The sequence below is a fragment of the Pyrococcus horikoshii OT3 genome (assembly GCF_000011105.1).
GTDB classification, from domain to species: domain Archaea; phylum Methanobacteriota_B; class Thermococci; order Thermococcales; family Thermococcaceae; genus Pyrococcus; species Pyrococcus horikoshii.
Map to the genome: position 1 here is coordinate 1274674 of NC_000961.1, position 14622 is coordinate 1289295.

General features: G+C 42.2%; 22 protein-coding genes and 1 riboswitch. Of the genes, 16 read left to right on the forward strand and 6 right to left on the reverse strand.

Features of this window, described 5'->3' with window-relative positions; all coding sequences use genetic code 11:
• The first annotated feature begins 1 nt into the window (after position 1).
• Positions 2 to 1033: a flap endonuclease-1 gene (fen, locus tag PH_RS06685; RefSeq protein ID WP_010885498.1), complete on the forward strand. Its 1032-nt coding sequence runs from the start codon at positions 2 to 4 to the stop codon at positions 1031 to 1033.
• Here the strand turns inward: fen and PH_RS06690 are convergent.
• Genes PH_RS06690 through PH_RS06705 form a run of 4 tightly spaced genes read right to left on the reverse strand, consistent with a single transcriptional unit; the run spans position 1017 to position 3590 of the window.
• The gene (locus tag PH_RS06690) at positions 1017 to 2009 is read right to left on the reverse strand and encodes a tRNA (guanine(37)-N1)-methyltransferase Trm5b (protein WP_010885499.1); all 993 of its coding nucleotides are present in this window, start codon (positions 2007 to 2009) and stop codon (positions 1017 to 1019) included. The two genes, fen and PH_RS06690, sit on opposite strands and share 17 nt — an antisense overlap.
• Positions 2010 to 2015: 6 nt before the next feature.
• Positions 2016 to 2447 (reverse strand): hypothetical protein, encoded by a 432-nt coding sequence (locus tag PH_RS06695; protein ID WP_010885500.1) that lies wholly within the window; start codon positions 2445 to 2447, stop codon positions 2016 to 2018.
• The gene (locus PH_RS06700; protein ID WP_143522665.1) at positions 2401 to 2736 is read right to left on the reverse strand and encodes a hypothetical protein; all 336 of its coding nucleotides are present in this window, start codon (positions 2734 to 2736) and stop codon (positions 2401 to 2403) included. The genes PH_RS06695 and PH_RS06700 overlap by 47 nt, the downstream gene beginning before the upstream one ends.
• On the reverse strand, positions 2736 to 3590 hold the full coding sequence (locus tag PH_RS06705; protein ID WP_010885502.1) for a prenyltransferase/squalene oxidase repeat-containing protein: 855 nt from the start codon (positions 3588 to 3590) through the stop codon (positions 2736 to 2738). The genes PH_RS06700 and PH_RS06705 overlap by 1 nt, the downstream gene beginning before the upstream one ends.
• A gap of 21 nt (positions 3591 to 3611) precedes the next feature.
• Positions 3612 to 3692, reverse strand: a riboswitch (Fluoride riboswitch).
• Between the two features lie 111 nt (positions 3693 to 3803).
• On the opposite strand from PH_RS06705, the gene PH_RS06710 reads away from it, so the two are divergent.
• The 3 genes from PH_RS06710 to PH_RS06720 are packed head-to-tail and all read left to right on the forward strand — an operon-like array spanning position 3804 to position 5281.
• Positions 3804 to 4499 carry a phosphoglycolate phosphatase gene (locus tag PH_RS06710; RefSeq protein ID WP_010885503.1) on the forward strand — a complete coding sequence of 232 codons (696 nt, stop codon included), beginning with the start codon at positions 3804 to 3806 and terminating at the stop codon, positions 4497 to 4499.
• A 13-nt stretch (positions 4500 to 4512) separates the two neighbouring features.
• Positions 4513 to 5100 carry a hypothetical protein gene (locus PH_RS06715; RefSeq protein WP_048053387.1) on the forward strand — a complete coding sequence of 196 codons (588 nt, stop codon included), beginning with the start codon at positions 4513 to 4515 and terminating at the stop codon, positions 5098 to 5100.
• Positions 5093 to 5281 carry a hypothetical protein gene (locus PH_RS06720; protein ID WP_010885505.1) on the forward strand — a complete coding sequence of 63 codons (189 nt, stop codon included), beginning with the start codon at positions 5093 to 5095 and terminating at the stop codon, positions 5279 to 5281. Before PH_RS06715 ends, PH_RS06720 begins: the two co-directional genes overlap by 8 nt.
• Here the strand turns inward: PH_RS06720 and PH_RS06725 are convergent.
• Both PH_RS06725 and trxB read right to left on the reverse strand, forming a co-directional pair.
• Entirely contained in the window at positions 5278 to 6642 is a 1365-nt protein-coding gene (locus PH_RS06725; protein ID WP_010885506.1) for an acetyl ornithine aminotransferase family protein, read from the reverse strand. The genes PH_RS06720 and PH_RS06725 overlap by 4 nt on opposite strands.
• A 96-nt stretch (positions 6643 to 6738) precedes the next feature.
• The gene (trxB, locus tag PH_RS06730; RefSeq protein ID WP_048053388.1) at positions 6739 to 7734 is read right to left on the reverse strand and encodes a thioredoxin-disulfide reductase; all 996 of its coding nucleotides are present in this window, start codon (positions 7732 to 7734) and stop codon (positions 6739 to 6741) included.
• A gap of 224 nt (positions 7735 to 7958) precedes the next feature.
• On the opposite strand from trxB, the gene PH_RS06735 reads away from it, so the two are divergent.
• The 12 genes from PH_RS06735 to PH_RS06790 are packed head-to-tail and all read left to right on the forward strand — an operon-like array spanning position 7959 to position 14621.
• Positions 7959 to 8462 carry a monovalent cation/H+ antiporter subunit E gene (locus PH_RS06735; protein WP_010885508.1) on the forward strand — a complete coding sequence of 168 codons (504 nt, stop codon included), beginning with the start codon at positions 7959 to 7961 and terminating at the stop codon, positions 8460 to 8462.
• A 5-nt stretch (positions 8463 to 8467) separates the two neighbouring features.
• Positions 8468 to 8725: a cation:proton antiporter gene (locus PH_RS06740; protein ID WP_048053596.1), complete on the forward strand. Its 258-nt coding sequence runs from the start codon at positions 8468 to 8470 to the stop codon at positions 8723 to 8725.
• Positions 8722 to 9087, forward strand: coding sequence for a monovalent cation/H(+) antiporter subunit G (gene mnhG, locus PH_RS06745; RefSeq protein WP_010885510.1), 366 nt, complete (start codon positions 8722 to 8724; stop codon positions 9085 to 9087). The genes PH_RS06740 and mnhG overlap by 4 nt, the downstream gene beginning before the upstream one ends.
• The gene (locus tag PH_RS06750) at positions 9080 to 9334 is read left to right on the forward strand and encodes a DUF4040 domain-containing protein (RefSeq protein WP_010885511.1); all 255 of its coding nucleotides are present in this window, start codon (positions 9080 to 9082) and stop codon (positions 9332 to 9334) included. The genes mnhG and PH_RS06750 overlap by 8 nt, the downstream gene beginning before the upstream one ends.
• The gene (gene mbhE / locus PH_RS06755; protein ID WP_010885512.1) at positions 9331 to 9630 is read left to right on the forward strand and encodes a hydrogen gas-evolving membrane-bound hydrogenase subunit E; all 300 of its coding nucleotides are present in this window, start codon (positions 9331 to 9333) and stop codon (positions 9628 to 9630) included. The genes PH_RS06750 and mbhE overlap by 4 nt, the downstream gene beginning before the upstream one ends.
• Complete coding sequence (locus tag PH_RS06760) at positions 9623 to 10066, forward strand: Na(+)/H(+) antiporter subunit B (protein ID WP_010885513.1); 444 nt, start codon at positions 9623 to 9625, stop codon at positions 10064 to 10066. The genes mbhE and PH_RS06760 overlap by 8 nt, the downstream gene beginning before the upstream one ends.
• On the forward strand, positions 10063 to 10416 hold the full coding sequence (locus PH_RS06765; protein WP_048053389.1) for an NADH-quinone oxidoreductase subunit K: 354 nt from the start codon (positions 10063 to 10065) through the stop codon (positions 10414 to 10416). Before PH_RS06760 ends, PH_RS06765 begins: the two co-directional genes overlap by 4 nt.
• Complete coding sequence (locus PH_RS06770; protein ID WP_010885515.1) at positions 10413 to 11945, forward strand: proton-conducting transporter membrane subunit; 1533 nt, start codon at positions 10413 to 10415, stop codon at positions 11943 to 11945. Before PH_RS06765 ends, PH_RS06770 begins: the two co-directional genes overlap by 4 nt.
• A gap of 1 nt (position 11946) precedes the next feature.
• Positions 11947 to 12294: a hypothetical protein gene (locus PH_RS06775; protein ID WP_048053390.1), complete on the forward strand. Its 348-nt coding sequence runs from the start codon at positions 11947 to 11949 to the stop codon at positions 12292 to 12294.
• A gap of 4 nt (positions 12295 to 12298) precedes the next feature.
• Positions 12299 to 12820 carry an NADH-quinone oxidoreductase subunit B family protein gene (locus tag PH_RS06780; RefSeq protein WP_010885517.1) on the forward strand — a complete coding sequence of 174 codons (522 nt, stop codon included), beginning with the start codon at positions 12299 to 12301 and terminating at the stop codon, positions 12818 to 12820.
• Positions 12817 to 13341, forward strand: a complete 525-nt coding sequence (locus tag PH_RS06785) for an NADH-quinone oxidoreductase subunit C (RefSeq protein WP_010885518.1) — start codon at positions 12817 to 12819, stop codon at positions 13339 to 13341. The genes PH_RS06780 and PH_RS06785 overlap by 4 nt, the downstream gene beginning before the upstream one ends.
• A complete protein-coding gene (locus PH_RS06790) occupies positions 13338 to 14621 on the forward strand; it encodes a nickel-dependent hydrogenase large subunit (protein WP_010885519.1) in 1284 nt (427 codons plus the stop codon). Before PH_RS06785 ends, PH_RS06790 begins: the two co-directional genes overlap by 4 nt.
• Position 14622 lies beyond the last annotated feature (1 nt).

Genomic DNA, 14622 nt, shown 5'->3' on the forward strand with positions numbered 1-14622 from the left:
TATGGGTGTTCCTATCGGTGACCTCGTTCCGAGGAAGGAGATAGATCTTGAAAATCTGTATGGAAAGAAGATAGCGATAGATGCCCTAAACGCCATCTATCAGTTTTTATCAACGATAAGACAGAGGGATGGAACACCACTTATGGACTCTAAGGGTAGGATAACCTCTCATTTAAGTGGGCTCTTTTATAGAACGATAAATCTAATGGAAGCCGGTATTAAGCCGGCCTACGTCTTTGATGGAAAGCCTCCGGAATTCAAAAGGAAGGAGCTCGAAAAAAGGAGGGAAGCTAGAGAAGAGGCAGAACTAAAATGGAAAGAAGCTCTAGCCAAGGGAAACCTGGAGGAAGCTAGGAAATACGCTCAAAGGGCAACTAAGGTTAATGAAATGCTAATCGAAGATGCAAAGAAGCTTTTGCAACTAATGGGAATACCAATAATTCAGGCTCCAAGTGAAGGAGAAGCCCAAGCGGCATACATGGCAAGTAAAGGGGATGTCTACGCGTCAGCGAGTCAAGATTATGATTCACTACTCTTTGGTGCTCCAAGGTTGATTAGGAATCTGACAATTACGGGAAAAAGAAAGATGCCTGGGAAAGATGTTTACGTTGAAATAAAGCCAGAGTTAGTAGTTCTAGATGAGGTACTAAAAGAGCTTAAGATAACAAGAGAAAAGCTTATAGAACTTGCAATTCTGGTTGGGACTGACTATAATCCTGGGGGCGTAAAGGGGATAGGACCTAAGAAGGCCCTTGAGATTGTAAGATATTCAAGGGATCCCCTAGCAAAGTTCCAAAGACAGAGCGATGTGGATCTTTACGCTATTAAGGAATTCTTCCTTAACCCTCCTGTCACTAATGAATACTCGCTTAGTTGGAAGGAGCCTGATGAGGAAGGAATATTAAAATTCCTCTGTGATGAGCATAATTTTAGCGAAGAAAGGGTAAAAAATGGGATAGAAAGACTAAAAAAGGCGATAAAAGCTGGAAGACAATCAACGCTTGAGAGTTGGTTCGTTAAAAAGAAACCCTAAAGTCTATAGCAATATTATACTGCCTTGGTGCATAATTCCTTATTATCCTTTTTCCAAGGATTTCAACTTTAACACCAAGCCTCCCAGCGACTTCATTTATCCTCTTTACATGCCACCCATAAGGGTCTTTCTCTGGGCCAAATCCATAGTAATGGATAATCCCTCCATTGTTTACGCACCTCATGGCATGCTCAAGAAACCTTGAGGCATATTTTGGCAGGTTCATTATGATCCTGTCGGCCTTAACGCATACTTTAGTTACGTCACTCAAAATCGGGATAATGTTTTTTACCTTGTTCAACTTTATGTTTTCTTCCAAATATTTTATGGCCCAGGGATTTATATCACAGGCAAAGACCATCCTCGCTTTCTTTGCTAGGAGAATTGAAAATGGGCCAACACCAGCGAACATATCAAACACAATCTCTCCCTCTCTGGCCATCTTGAAAACTCTCATTCTTTCAGTTGCCAACCTTGGAGAGAAATAAACTTTTGTGATGTCAAGTTTTAGTCTTACCCCATTTTCTCTATGGATAGTTTCAGTTATTTTTTCACCGGCTATATGGATTAGATTTCTAACTCTATATTCTCCCTCAACGCTTCCACCCTTCATGTACACGGCCTTCACGCTTTTGTGAACCCTAATTATCGCCCCTCCAATTTCGTTGGAATAGTTTTGCAACTCACTAGGAATCTCTATGATCGCTATATTCCCTATTATATCAAATGAACTCGGTAAAAATTTCCTGAGCTCCCTAGGAATATTAACCACATCTTTGTAACTGTTTGGCCTGGTTTCGACTCTCTCGAGCTCAACTTCAACTACTTCAAACCCTTCAACTGGAAATTTCACTGGAATTAAAAGAAATCCCTCTTCCCTCTTTATTTTATACTCTCTGTTTAGAGCTCCAAGCTCGATCAACTTTCTCCTAACTTTCTCACCCTCTTTTATTTGGACTTTAACTGCTAGCACCATTGCATCTTAATCTAGGAACCTTACTTTTTGTTCTTTTCGAGAATCGATGTTTAGGTAGTACTTGATTATCTCTTCAACATACTCAAAATTTCTCTCAGGTAGATTTAACATCCTTCTCAACCTTCTATTTTCAGCTATTAATCCCGAGATTTGGATTGCAAGGTTTCTATTATCAGATGAAATTTGAAAAAGCTTAAACCTTAAAGAAGACCATGAACCCTCAAGCTCATACAATCTTTTCTCCACTTCATTAATCTTCTTCTCAAGCTCTTTAATCTCATCCTCTGAGTGTCCCTCAAATTCAGTATTTCCCTTTATGAAAATTTCCCTGAGGATTTCCTCTACAGAAAAGCCAAGCTCATGACAAAGTTTTAATGCATAATCAGGAAGTTCAATTGTTACCTTTGTAAACCTGTTCTTTTTGAACGTTACCTTCATCTTTCAAAGTCCTCCTTAAATTTGAGTTCTCGAGTGAAAGCTCCTGTCTAATCTCCATTAGAAACTCCTTATCTTTAACCGCTCTCCTCTCAAAATTCTTTAGTTTCGCATAGCTCTCCGTGATATCGGCAAGTCTCTTTTCTAATTTGTTTAGCTTTTCTCTTAAAAATTTAAATTTCAAGGAGAGAAGGTAAAGCTTAAATTTCTCCTCGTCATTAAGTAGGGTTAATCCTTTTTCCCTGTTCCTTTTTATAGCTTTAAATTCTTCTTCATCTACCCAGATCTCCATCATACCCACCTTAAAAGTACTTCAAGGCTTGCTAATGCTCTATATGTATTCTGAAAAGTTGATATCCCCAGCTCATAGCTCCTTCTGAATCCACCGTTTTGGTTCTGTAGGGATCTTATAAATCTTATATGAGCTTTGATGCACCTTGCTTTCCTTCCCAGTAGTTCTAGACCCCTTAGAGCGTAAAACGTTGGCTCTATATAGGGAGGCAAAGAATTGGGAACCTCAGTAAAACCACCCCAATCTCCGCAGACCTCACAAAGTTCAAAGTGCCTCGTATCCTCTTTTCTTCCAAGGGAGCTCAAAGTGTAGAGGGCCTGATACGTCATTGTAGTCGTTGGATGGGTTACTCCGTAGCCATCTCCAATTCTAAATTTGTGAACGAACTCTATAATCTTGTTCTTCATTTCCTCACTCGGTTTATAGTTTACTGCATTCATAGCTTTCATTACCCAGTATGTTGCCTCCAATGGAGTTGCCGTTCCAAATTCTTCACTTCCTCCAAGCCCTACTGCAAATTTATTTTCTAAGGGATTGTATTTTTCAAATAGTAAGTTCATCTTATCCCTTGCCAGATCTTTAGCGCCTAAAATTGAGAGTGCCTCAATTGCCATGGCAACTCCTACAGCGGCGGTCTGCATTTGGGCCGAGTTGTAGAGGAACTCTATAGTCTTCTCTTTCTCTGGAACCTCCATTCCCAGGAGTGAGTATATTTTAACCGCATAATAAGTGTCATTTATGTTTGTATCAGCAAGCTGAGATACAAAGCAGTAACCACCGTCCTCATGTCGTCTTTTCTCGATGTACTCCAATACTTTTTCTAAATTTATATACCTAGAGAGCTTCGAGCCCATAATACCACCTCCCTAAGTTCCTACAGAATAGGCGCCATCAGCCTCCCAACGGGAGGCGGTTCGGGCTCGAAGCCCCGGGCGGGCGCCATCGCCCAAGGAACCGTGATCTAGCCTACTTCCGTTACCGGTTTCGGCTCATTGACCACGGTTCCATTATAGCCCTCCTCCAACTCTTTTAAAAACTTTAAGTTATTAGATTGAAGGGGTGGAAGGATGAAGATTAAGGCGATCTCAATTGATATAGATGGAACGATAACCTATCCAAATAGGATGATACATGAAAAAGCTCTAGAAGCCATTAGAAGAGCAGAAAGTCTTGGAATTCCAATAATGTTAGTAACGGGGAACACAGTCCAGTTCGCTGAAGCTGCAAGTATTCTAATCGGGACCTCTGGACCGGTAGTAGCTGAAGACGGAGGCGCTATCTCCTACAAGAAGAAGAGAATATTCCTCGCAAGTATGGATGAAGAGTGGATCCTTTGGAATGAAATAAGAAAAAGATTCCCAAATGCAAGGACTAGTTATACGATGCCGGATAGGAGAGCGGGATTGGTAATCATGAGGGAAACTATAAACGTTGAAACCGTAAGGGAGATAATAAATGAGCTTAACCTAAATTTAGTAGCGGTAGATTCAGGATTTGCAATACACGTAAAGAAACCCTGGATAAATAAGGGAAGTGGAATAGAAAAGGCATCCGAATTCCTCGGTATAAAACCCAAGGAAGTTGCACACGTGGGAGATGGAGAAAATGATTTGGATGCCTTCAAAGTCGTCGGATACAAAGTTGCTGTAGCTCAAGCCCCTAAGATACTCAAGGAAAATGCCGACTATGTAACTAAGAAAGAATACGGTGAGGGAGGAGCTGAAGCAATATACCACATATTGGAAAAGTTTGGGTACCTATAAAGGGGGAGAATTCATGGATATTAAATTTCTTCATGATGGAGTGATAATTCTTGAGAACAAAACTTTGAACAAATTAGACGAGTTCGTTATTGACGCTATTTCAATCCTCGAAAGATACGTTGAATATGTCATCGTGAGTGGATATGTTGCAATTCTGTTTGGAAGGGCAAGAGGAACCGAGGATATTGATACTATTATTAGCAGAATATCATTTGAAAGATTCAAGGAGATCTATGATGACTTTATTTCCTCTAACTTTGAATTCTTAAACGGAGATGATCCCCAAGAGCTTTATGAGATGCTTCAAGAGGGTTTACCCCTGAGGATATCAAAAAGTGGGAGAATATTCCCTAATCTTGAAATAAAATTTCCAAAAAATGAACTTCATTTAATAGCCCTAAAGGAAAGGATACTCGTTAAAGCTGGACAATTAAACGTTTACATTTCGCCAATAGAACTCCAGATAGCATATAAGCTTTATCTTGGAAGTGATAGAGATTATGAGGATGCATATTTTCTCTATGAGCTTTTCAAAGATGCAATAAATAAGGAGAAACTTGAAATGTTCTGTAGGAAATTAGGGGTGAATCCAATTGAATAGGGAAATGAGCGAGAGGATAAGGTATATCAAGTTTTATGTTGAATGGCTAAAAAAGACCCCAAATGAGATCTGGAGCAAAGAACAGGCCGAATTTATTAACGCCCTACTTGAAAACGCCAATAATTTTCCCCTTGATAAGAAAAAGTATATAGAGCTCAAAGAAAAATTTAGGAGAGACTAATGAATCTTGTATCCGTGCCTTTCGCTGACGACCTTTATTGCTTCCTCAAAGATATCCAATCCCATCTTTGCCTCTTCTTCACTGATTATCAATGGTGGGATAAGCCTTATTGCACTCTTTCCACAGCCAAGCAATGCTAAACCTCTCTTAAGGGCTTCGACAACTATTTCTCCTCTTTCCTTGGTTGCATATTCCTTGGTCTTCCTATCTTTAACGAACTCAACTCCCCATGCAAGTCCAAGGCCTCTTACATCACCGATTATCTCATACTTCTCTTTCATCTCCTCAAGCCTCTCCCTGAAGAGAGGTTCCAGCTTCTGGGCATTCTCTATTAAACCATTCTGAAGCTCTTCTATCACCGCAAGGGCTGCAGCTGCAGCGACAGTGTTTCCTCCGAATGTGTTGCTGTGAACACCGCTGACTCCAAAGTCAAGGTCAGCTCTGAATATAGTCGCTCCGATGGGTATTCCACCACCAAGGGCCTTTGCAACGGTAACTATATCGGGAACGATATCGAAGTGCTCTATGGCCCACATCCTTCCAGTTCTTCCCATTCCCATCTGAACTTCATCGTCTATTAAGAGTATTCCATGCTTATCTGCCAATTTCTTGAGCTCTTTGAAGAAGTTCTTTGGTGGAACTACGTAACCTCCCTCACCTTGGATGGGTTCAAAGAATATTCCGGCAACTTCTTCGGCTGGAACGTAGTGCTCAAAGAGGTACTCTTCAATGTAGTCGATTACCCTATTTATCAACTCATCTGGGTTTTCATAACCATCAATTCCCCATGGATTTCTGTATGGATTTGGATATGGAACATGAACTACACCAGGCATCGTTGGGAACATTCTGCTTCTCTGGACAGGTTTACTCGCGGTAAGGCTCATAGTTCCATGGGTTCTTCCATGGAATGCTCCAATGAAGGCTATGAACATCTTCCTGTTTGTGGACCACTTTGCTATCTTTAACGCTGCCTCATTGGCCTCGGTCCCACTATTGCTTAGGAAGACCTTTCTTTCGATGTCTCCTGGGGCTATCTCAACGAGCTTCTTTGCAAGTTCTACTTGATATGGGTTATAGTAGTCAGTCCCAGCAGCGTGAAGTACCAGATCAAGTTGCTTCTTTATGGCCTCAATAACTTTTGGATTCCTAAGTCCTACGTTCATGACACCGATTCCTGAGGAGAAATCCAAGAGTACGTTTCCATCGACATCGATCCAATAAACTCCCTCTGCCCTCTCGATAACTAGGAAGTACTCGTTTGGATCGTTTGTCGTGGTTGCCATGTACTTGTGGTGCTCCTCAATAACTTTCCTAGCTTTTGGTCCGGGTATCTCTTTAACGTTTGGCTTCAACTCCATTTTAATTCACCAAAGAATGTGTCGGGGTACTACTATTTAACTTTAAGTTCGAAGATGAACATTCCTGTTCGAAAAATTTTCAAAGAAGGAGAAAGATCACTCAATAGTCTTTCCATTCCAGCTTTCTATAAACTCCTTAGCAGAGTTTGCTGCAATTGCTCCCTGACCCACTGCGACGGCAATCTGCTTGAACACGTTAGTTATGTCTCCTGCAGCGAATATTCCTGGAACCTTAGTTCTCATGTACATATCAACTGGAATGTAACCATATTCATCTGTTATCCCCAAATGCTTAACGAAGTCCGTCTTAGGCTCGTAACCTATGAATATGAAGACACCATCGACCTTCTTCTCAACCGTTTCTCCCGTCTTAACGTTCTTAAGAACAACACTCTCAACTTTGTTAGTCCCCTTAATTTCGGTAACGACTGTATTCAGGATAGCAGGGATTCCCGCCTGCTTAAACCTATCCTGAAGTATCTTGTCAGCTCTAAATTTATCCCTTCTGTGAACTAGGGTTACCTTGACACCTATGCTGTGAAGGTATAAAGCTTCCTGTAACGCTGTATTTCCACCACCAACAACTATGACTTCCTTTCCTACGAATAATGGTCCATCACAAGTAGCACAGTAGCTAACACCTCTTCCAGTAAATTCCTTCTCCCCTGGAACATTGAGTTTTCTTGGTTCTGCACCAACGGCAATTATTATAGTTTTTGCTTTGTATTCTTTTCCATTAGCAGTTTTGACTACAAAATTACAGGGCCCTTCATAGTAAGCACACTCAGCTGGATCTATGCGGATGACTTCATCAATTATTACTTCGACACCATACTTCTTAACTTGATCATACATCTTCTTCGATAGTTCGGAACCACTTATACCCTCGGGGAATCCAGGATAGTTTTCTATTAGATCCGTAATTGCCATGTTTCCTCCTAGATCCTTTGTAATAATTATAGTGTCTAATCCGAATCTCGCAGCGTAGATTGCTGCTGTGTATCCCGCGGGCCCTGCTCCTATGATTATAACATCCCAGACCTTGCTCTCATCAACCTTACTCCTACCTAAACCCCCACCTAGGCTGAACATTTCCTTCACCTCCACGTAGCTCTTTTAGTGAATATTTAAAAGCATTTTGGGGCACAATTGTGTATCACCAAAACCAAAGATATTAAACCAAAGGTTGAACACTTTTATTTTCAATTCTAAGCTTTAAAAAACCCTTTTAAGATTTCTACGCTATCTTCTCTCTGAAGAAGAAAAAATAAGGAAGTAAAATAGCGTTTTAAACCAATGGTTGAGGAGGTTTGGAGATGTCATTTATCACGGCATTCATATGGTCTTATTTCATGTGGCTCATCCTCACCGCCGGAAGTAAGGGACTACTCTGGAACTCCCAAGAGTTGATAGCAGGCTTAATCTTTTCAGCGATAGTTGGATATGCTACCAGGAATATAATAGGTGAGAGAGCTAGCAGATTCCTAAATCCAGTAAAATGGATACTTTTCATAGCTTATGCTCCAGTGCTGTTCTGGGGAATGATAAAGGCCAACTTAGATGTAGCATATAGAGTAATAACGGGGAAGATAAGGCCAGGTATAGTAAAAGTTCCCGTTAACCTGGAGAATGATGCTCAGTATACTATTTTGAGTAACTCAATAACCCTAACTCCAGGAACACTAACTATAGAAGCTTCTCCAGAGGAAAAAGTGCTCTATGTTCACTGGATAAACATTCCTAAAGGATTAGAATGGCCAGAAAGCTCAGAACCCGTTTCTGGACCCTTTGAAAAGTGGGCCAGGAGGTTAGGAAAATGAATTTGATGTCGATGTTTCTCTATGCTGTATTCCTCATTGGAATAGCCGGATTGATAGTATTGCTCAGACTAATCCTGGGACCTACAACCTCTGATAGGGTAGTTGCCCTGGATACCCTCAACACACTAGTCGTTGCCATTATGCTCTTGCTTGGGGCGTACTACGAGAGGGCAATTTACATTGACATAGCGATAGTTTATGCACTTCTCAGTTACATAGGGACACTGATCATAGCTAAGTATCTCCAGGGGGGATTGACATGATAGAATACCTAATCCTAACGTGCTTAGCGATAAGCGTCACTTTCAACATGCTCGGTAGCATAGCCCTTCATAGATTTCCAGATGTCTACACGAGACTCCATGGAGCTACCAAGTGTACAACATTTGGAACGATCTTTGCAACCTTTGCAGTTGTGATTTTCGCTTTAGCAAGATTAAATGAAACTAGAAATCCTAAGTACCTTCAAATGGCCCTTCACAGCTTGATCGCCCTTCTAGCACTACTATTGACGAACCCTGTAGGAGCTCATGCTATAGCTAGGGCTTCCCACTTAAGCGGTTACCTTCCGAAGAGAGCAGTTGTTGACGCGTACTTAGAGAGAAGGAGGGAGAAAGATGAATGACATAATAATCCAATTCATAATCCTCCTAGGGATCATACTCACTTCAGCACTTATGATAACGCTTAGAGACTTGCTTGGAGCCGCAATAGCCTCAGCGGCCATGAGCCTACTTCTAAGCTTAGAATTTTACATGCTTCACGCTCCAGATGTTGCCATAGCCGAAGCTGCTGTTGGGGCTGGCGTTGTTACGGCTATAGTAGTTTATGCGATTGCAAAGACCGAGAGGTATGAGAGGGAGGCGCCATGAAAAGAGCTTTGGCATTTCTCTCATTGATGATAATATTTGCTGCTCTTATGGTTGCTCTTAGTCCAGGGTACGGAATAAAATTTGGTCTAGGCGGTGAAGATTGGAAAAGATATCGCTATACCGATGATTACTACATAAAACACGGACTCGAAGACGTGGGTGGAATGAACATAGTTACGGACATAGTGTTTGACTACAGAGGTTACGATACCATTGGAGAAGCAACGGTTTTATTCACGGCAATAGCCGGAGCTGTAGCTCTTCTAAGGCCCTGGAGGAGGGAGAGGAATGAGTGACATGGGGGTTATTGTGAAGACGAATGCAAGAGCATTAATTCCCCTCATAGGCGTATTTGGGTCTTACATAATCCTCCATGGTCACCTAACACCTGGAGGAGGCTTCCAGGGTGGAGCAACGATAGTTGGTACTGCACTATTATTCCTGATAGCCTTTGGAGTTGACGAGGCAAAGAAGAGGATAAACAAAGACCTTTACTCAGCTCTGGAGGGGATCGGTGGCTTAGTATTCTTAGGGGCAGCGATGCTTGGGCTTAGCGTAGCATTCTTCTACAACATACTATGGCACAAAGGACCACTATTCAATGGAAGGCCAGGAACCTTACTTTCAGCCGGATTCCTTCCAATAATGAACCTCGGAGTTGGCCTAAAGGTGTTCACGGGTCTAGTCTCTGCAGTATTTGCTCTAGCCCTCTTTAGGAGGTGGAAAGAATGATAGCATTCCAATATTTAACTGCGATAATAATGGTTACCCTTGGAATATATGCCCTCCTCTACAAGCGCAATCTCATCAAGCTAATACTAGCTTTAGACTTAATTGACTCTGGTATTCATCTTCTTCTCATAAGCGAGGGGTATAGGCTAGAGAACGGACTACCATCAACAGCTCCAATTTACACGGGCTATGAAGGAGGCGCAATGGTTGCTCCAATTCCGCAAGCTCTAGTTTTAACTAGCATCGTCATCGGAGTTTGCGTCCTTTCACTTGCCGTCGCTCTAACCGTTAATGCGTACAGACACTACGGAACCCTCGACTTAACAAAGCTTAGGAGGTTGAGGGGATGACATGGTTACCGTTCATCATAATTATCCCACTATTTGGAGCGTTTTCAATGCCCATAGTCAGCCTTCTAAAAGGTAAAGCAAAGGAAATTTGGGCAACGATAATAAGCTTTACAACGCTGATGGTTGGAATCCAGGTCTTTAGAGAAGTGTGGAATAGGGGAACAATAGTTTACGCCTTAGGTTCCGAGACACCATTTGGAAAGGCTAACTTCCCAATAAGGATAGTATGGGAAGTCGATAAATTCGGTGCCATAATGGTTCTGATAATAACGCTAGTAAGCTTCCTAGCGGTGCTATACTCAATTGAATACATGAAACATGACACGGGACTTGAGAAGTATTACACCTTGATCTTAATCCTGGAACTAGGAATGCTTGGCATAGCAATAACCGGAGACATCTTCAACTTCTATGTTTTCCTTGAGATTATGAGCATAGCCAGCTATGCCCTCGTCGCCTTTAGGAATGATACATGGGAAGCCATAGAAGCCGGTATAAAGTACATGTTTGTAGGATCATTAGCTAGTAGCCTCGTCCTTTTGGGAATAGCACTGCTTTACGGCCAATATGGAACCTTGACGATGGGGTACTTAGCAGTGAAAATGAGCGAGAACCCAACGATAGTAGCTAAGATAGCGTTATCGCTGTTCTTGGGAGGCTTGCTCTTCAAGAGTGGTGCCTCTCCAGTTCACATGTGGCTTGCAGATGCTCACCCAGCTGCGCCAAGTTCAATCTCAGCAATGCTTTCAGGGTTGGTCATAAAAGTCGGAGGGATATACGCGATAGCTAGGGTGGTTTTCAGCATATTCCTACCAGCTATAAATCTAGCAACCGTCGGATGGTTGGTCATAATATTCGCATGCATAACTCTCATCGTTGGGAACGCAATGGCCGTAGTGCAAGAGGATATGAAAAGACTACTTGCCTATTCCTCAGTAGGGCAGATAGGATACATCCTCCTAGGGCTTGGAATTGGGATGGTTGCCTACGGTTCAAAGATCGGTGAATTAGCTCTAGCAGGTGCAATATATCACATAGTTAACCATGCCATGATGAAGGCCCTTCTCTTCCTAGTGGCCGGTGCCGTATTGCATGAGCTTGGAACTAGGAACTTAAATGAGCTAAGTGGGCTTGCAAAGACCATGCCCAAGACAACCTTCGCTTTCTTAATAGGAGCAGCGGCAATAGTTGGAATGCCACCTTTAAATGGATTCGCAAGCAAGTGGCTGATATACGAGAGTTCTGCACTCTTCAACCCAATAATAGGTTCAATAGCGATAATTGGAACCGCTTTCTGTACTGCTGCGTATGTAAGAGTTCTATTCACTTTCTTTGGCAGACCAAATGAGAAGGTGATGAGGGCCAAAGACCCAGGAGCACTAATGCTCATTCCAATGTTCATCTTAGTTATAGCGATAATTCTTATGGGAATATTTCCATGGCAGATAAGCGACAAAATCATGATACCAGCTGCAAGAAATCTCTGGGATATTACAAGTTACGTCATGACCCTTATGGGAGGTGGTTAAATTGTTTGGCTATTGGGATGCCCTTTATTTTATCTTAGTATTTACAATCGGCCTTATACTAGCTTATTTGCTAAATGAGTGGGCTAAAAGATCTGGAATGGGAACTAGAGAAGTCGGAGATGGAACTAAGATATTCATTAGTGGTGAGGATCCAGATAAAGTTATTCCTGGGTTTGAGCATCTTGTAGGTCATTACACGGGAAGGAACACTATGTGGGGTCTGATAAACGGTGTAAGAAAGTTCTTCAGCGTGTTAAGAGAAGATCACACAGGATTACTCACTGATTATGTTAGTTACCTACTCATAACGACTGCATTTATACTCGTGGTACTTCTCGTGAGGGGGTGAAGAGATGACAATTAAGGTCCCTATTCAAGCTCAGCAAAATGAAGAGAGAAAGAGACTTGAGAAAAGAATAGCCCAGCTATGCAAGTTTATTGGAAAGTCACCTTGGGTATTCCATGTAAATTCAGGTTCATGCAATGGATGCGATATAGAGATAATAGCAGCCTTAACGCCCAGGTACGATGCTGAGAGATTTGGGGTTAAATTAGTAGGTTCACCTAGGCATGCGGATATTCTATTAGTTACAGGACCCGTTACGAATCAGAGCCTCGAGAGAGTTAAGCTAGTTTATGAGCAGACTCCAGATCCAAAGATAGTAATAGCCGTTGGTTCTTGTGCAACCGGAGGTAGCGTATTCTACGAGAGCCCATTTACAAATGCTCCGCTAGATAACGTAATCCCCGTAGATGTCTTTGTCCCAGGGTGCCCGCCTAGACCAGAGGCAATTCTCTATGGAGTTGTTCTCGCATTGGAAAAGTTAGCTAAAATGCTCAAAGGAGAAATTCCGCCTGAGGAGGGAGATTTATGAAAGATAAGGAGGAGATCATAGTCAATGAAATCAGCAAAAGGTTCCCAGATGTTGAAATCCAAGTCAAAGAAAATAAGTGGGGAAGAAGAAGAATTTGGGCTAAAGTTCCCAGGGAAAAACTTAGAGATTTTATGAAATTCCTTAAGGAATTAGACCCCGACGCTCACTATTCAATTGGGATTGAGGAAGATGCTGGAGAAACCCTCGACTTCAGCATACACTTCCTATTATTGTACGATGAAGCTCCAGGAGTTTCCATGATAGTCAAAACTAGCGCTCCAAAGGATGACCCAGTATTACCTGATATAAGCGATATATTTCCAATATCCCTGCAATTTGAGAGGGAAGCTATGGAAATGGTCGGGATAGACTTTGAAAATGCTCCAGATAAAAGAAGGCTATTTCTCCCAGATGACTTTCCAGAGGGAATATACCCACTTAGGCACGATGATAAGGGAATTCCGGAGGACATGGTAAAGAATGCAGGTCATCCCTATCTCCTGAGGAGGGGAGGTAAATGAGTAAGAAGGTAGAATATTGGGTTAAGATACCTTTCGGCCCAATCCATCCTGGGTTAGAAGAGCCTGAAAAGTTCATCCTCACGCTAGATGGAGAGAGGATAGTAAACGTAGATATTAAGCTGGGGTATAACCTTAGGGGAATTCAATGGATAGCTTTTAGGAGGAACTACGTTCAGCTTATGTATCTCGCGGAAAGGATATGCGGAATATGTAGCTTCTCCCACAATCATACATATGTTAGAGCAGTTGAAGAGATGGCTGGAATAGAAGTTCCCGAAAGGGCCGAATACATAAGAGCGATAATTGGGGAACTTGAGAGAATACACTCCCATCTCCTTAACCTCGGGGTCGTAGGTCACGACATAGGGTACGACACCGTGCTCCACTTAACATGGCTTGCAAGGGAGAAGGTAATGGATGCTCTAGAGGCCATAACCGGCAACAGGGTAAACTACAGTATGATGACTATTGGAGGGGTTAGGAGGGATATAGAGGAAAAGCACAAGAGATTGCTCCTCGATATGATAAAGTACTATAGAGAAATAATGCCCCAGATAGAAGATGTATTCTTACATGATTCAACTATAGAAGCAAGACTTAGGAACTGTGCGGTAGTCCCAAGGAAACTAGCTATAGAAATGGGTGCGGTTGGGCCAACAGGTAGGGGATCCGGGATAAAGGATGATGCAAGATGGAGCGAAAAACTTGGAGTGTATCCAGATTTAGGGATCAAACCAGTAATGCCAGAAGACGTCACAGGAGAGAAGGCTAGGGGGGATGTCTATGATAGAACAGCAGTCAGAATCGGTGAAATATATCAAAGCCTTGAGCTGATTGAGCATGCGTTAGATCAGATGCCAGAAGGGAAGATAAAGGCATTTCCTAAAGATAACATTCTAGTTGCAAAGCTCAAGCTACTTGGAGATGGAGAAGGAATAGGTAGGTACGAAGCTCCAAGGGGAGAACTCATACATTATGTAAAAGGGAAGAAGGGTAGGGATGGTCCCGTCAGATGGAAGATGAGGGAACCAACTTTTCCCAACTTGTTCACAATAGCGAAGGGATTGGAAGGAAATCAACTAGCCGATGTCGTCGTTGCAATAGCCTCTATAGATCCATGCCTAAGCTGTACCGATAGGGTAGCCGTAGTGAAAGAAGGCAAGAAGATTATCCTAACCGAAAAAGATCTGCTAAAACTTTCAATTCAGAAAACTCGGGAAATAAATCCAGAAGTAAAAGGGGATCCCACTCCCGCGGGAGTAGGATGCATTAGGGGGTGAG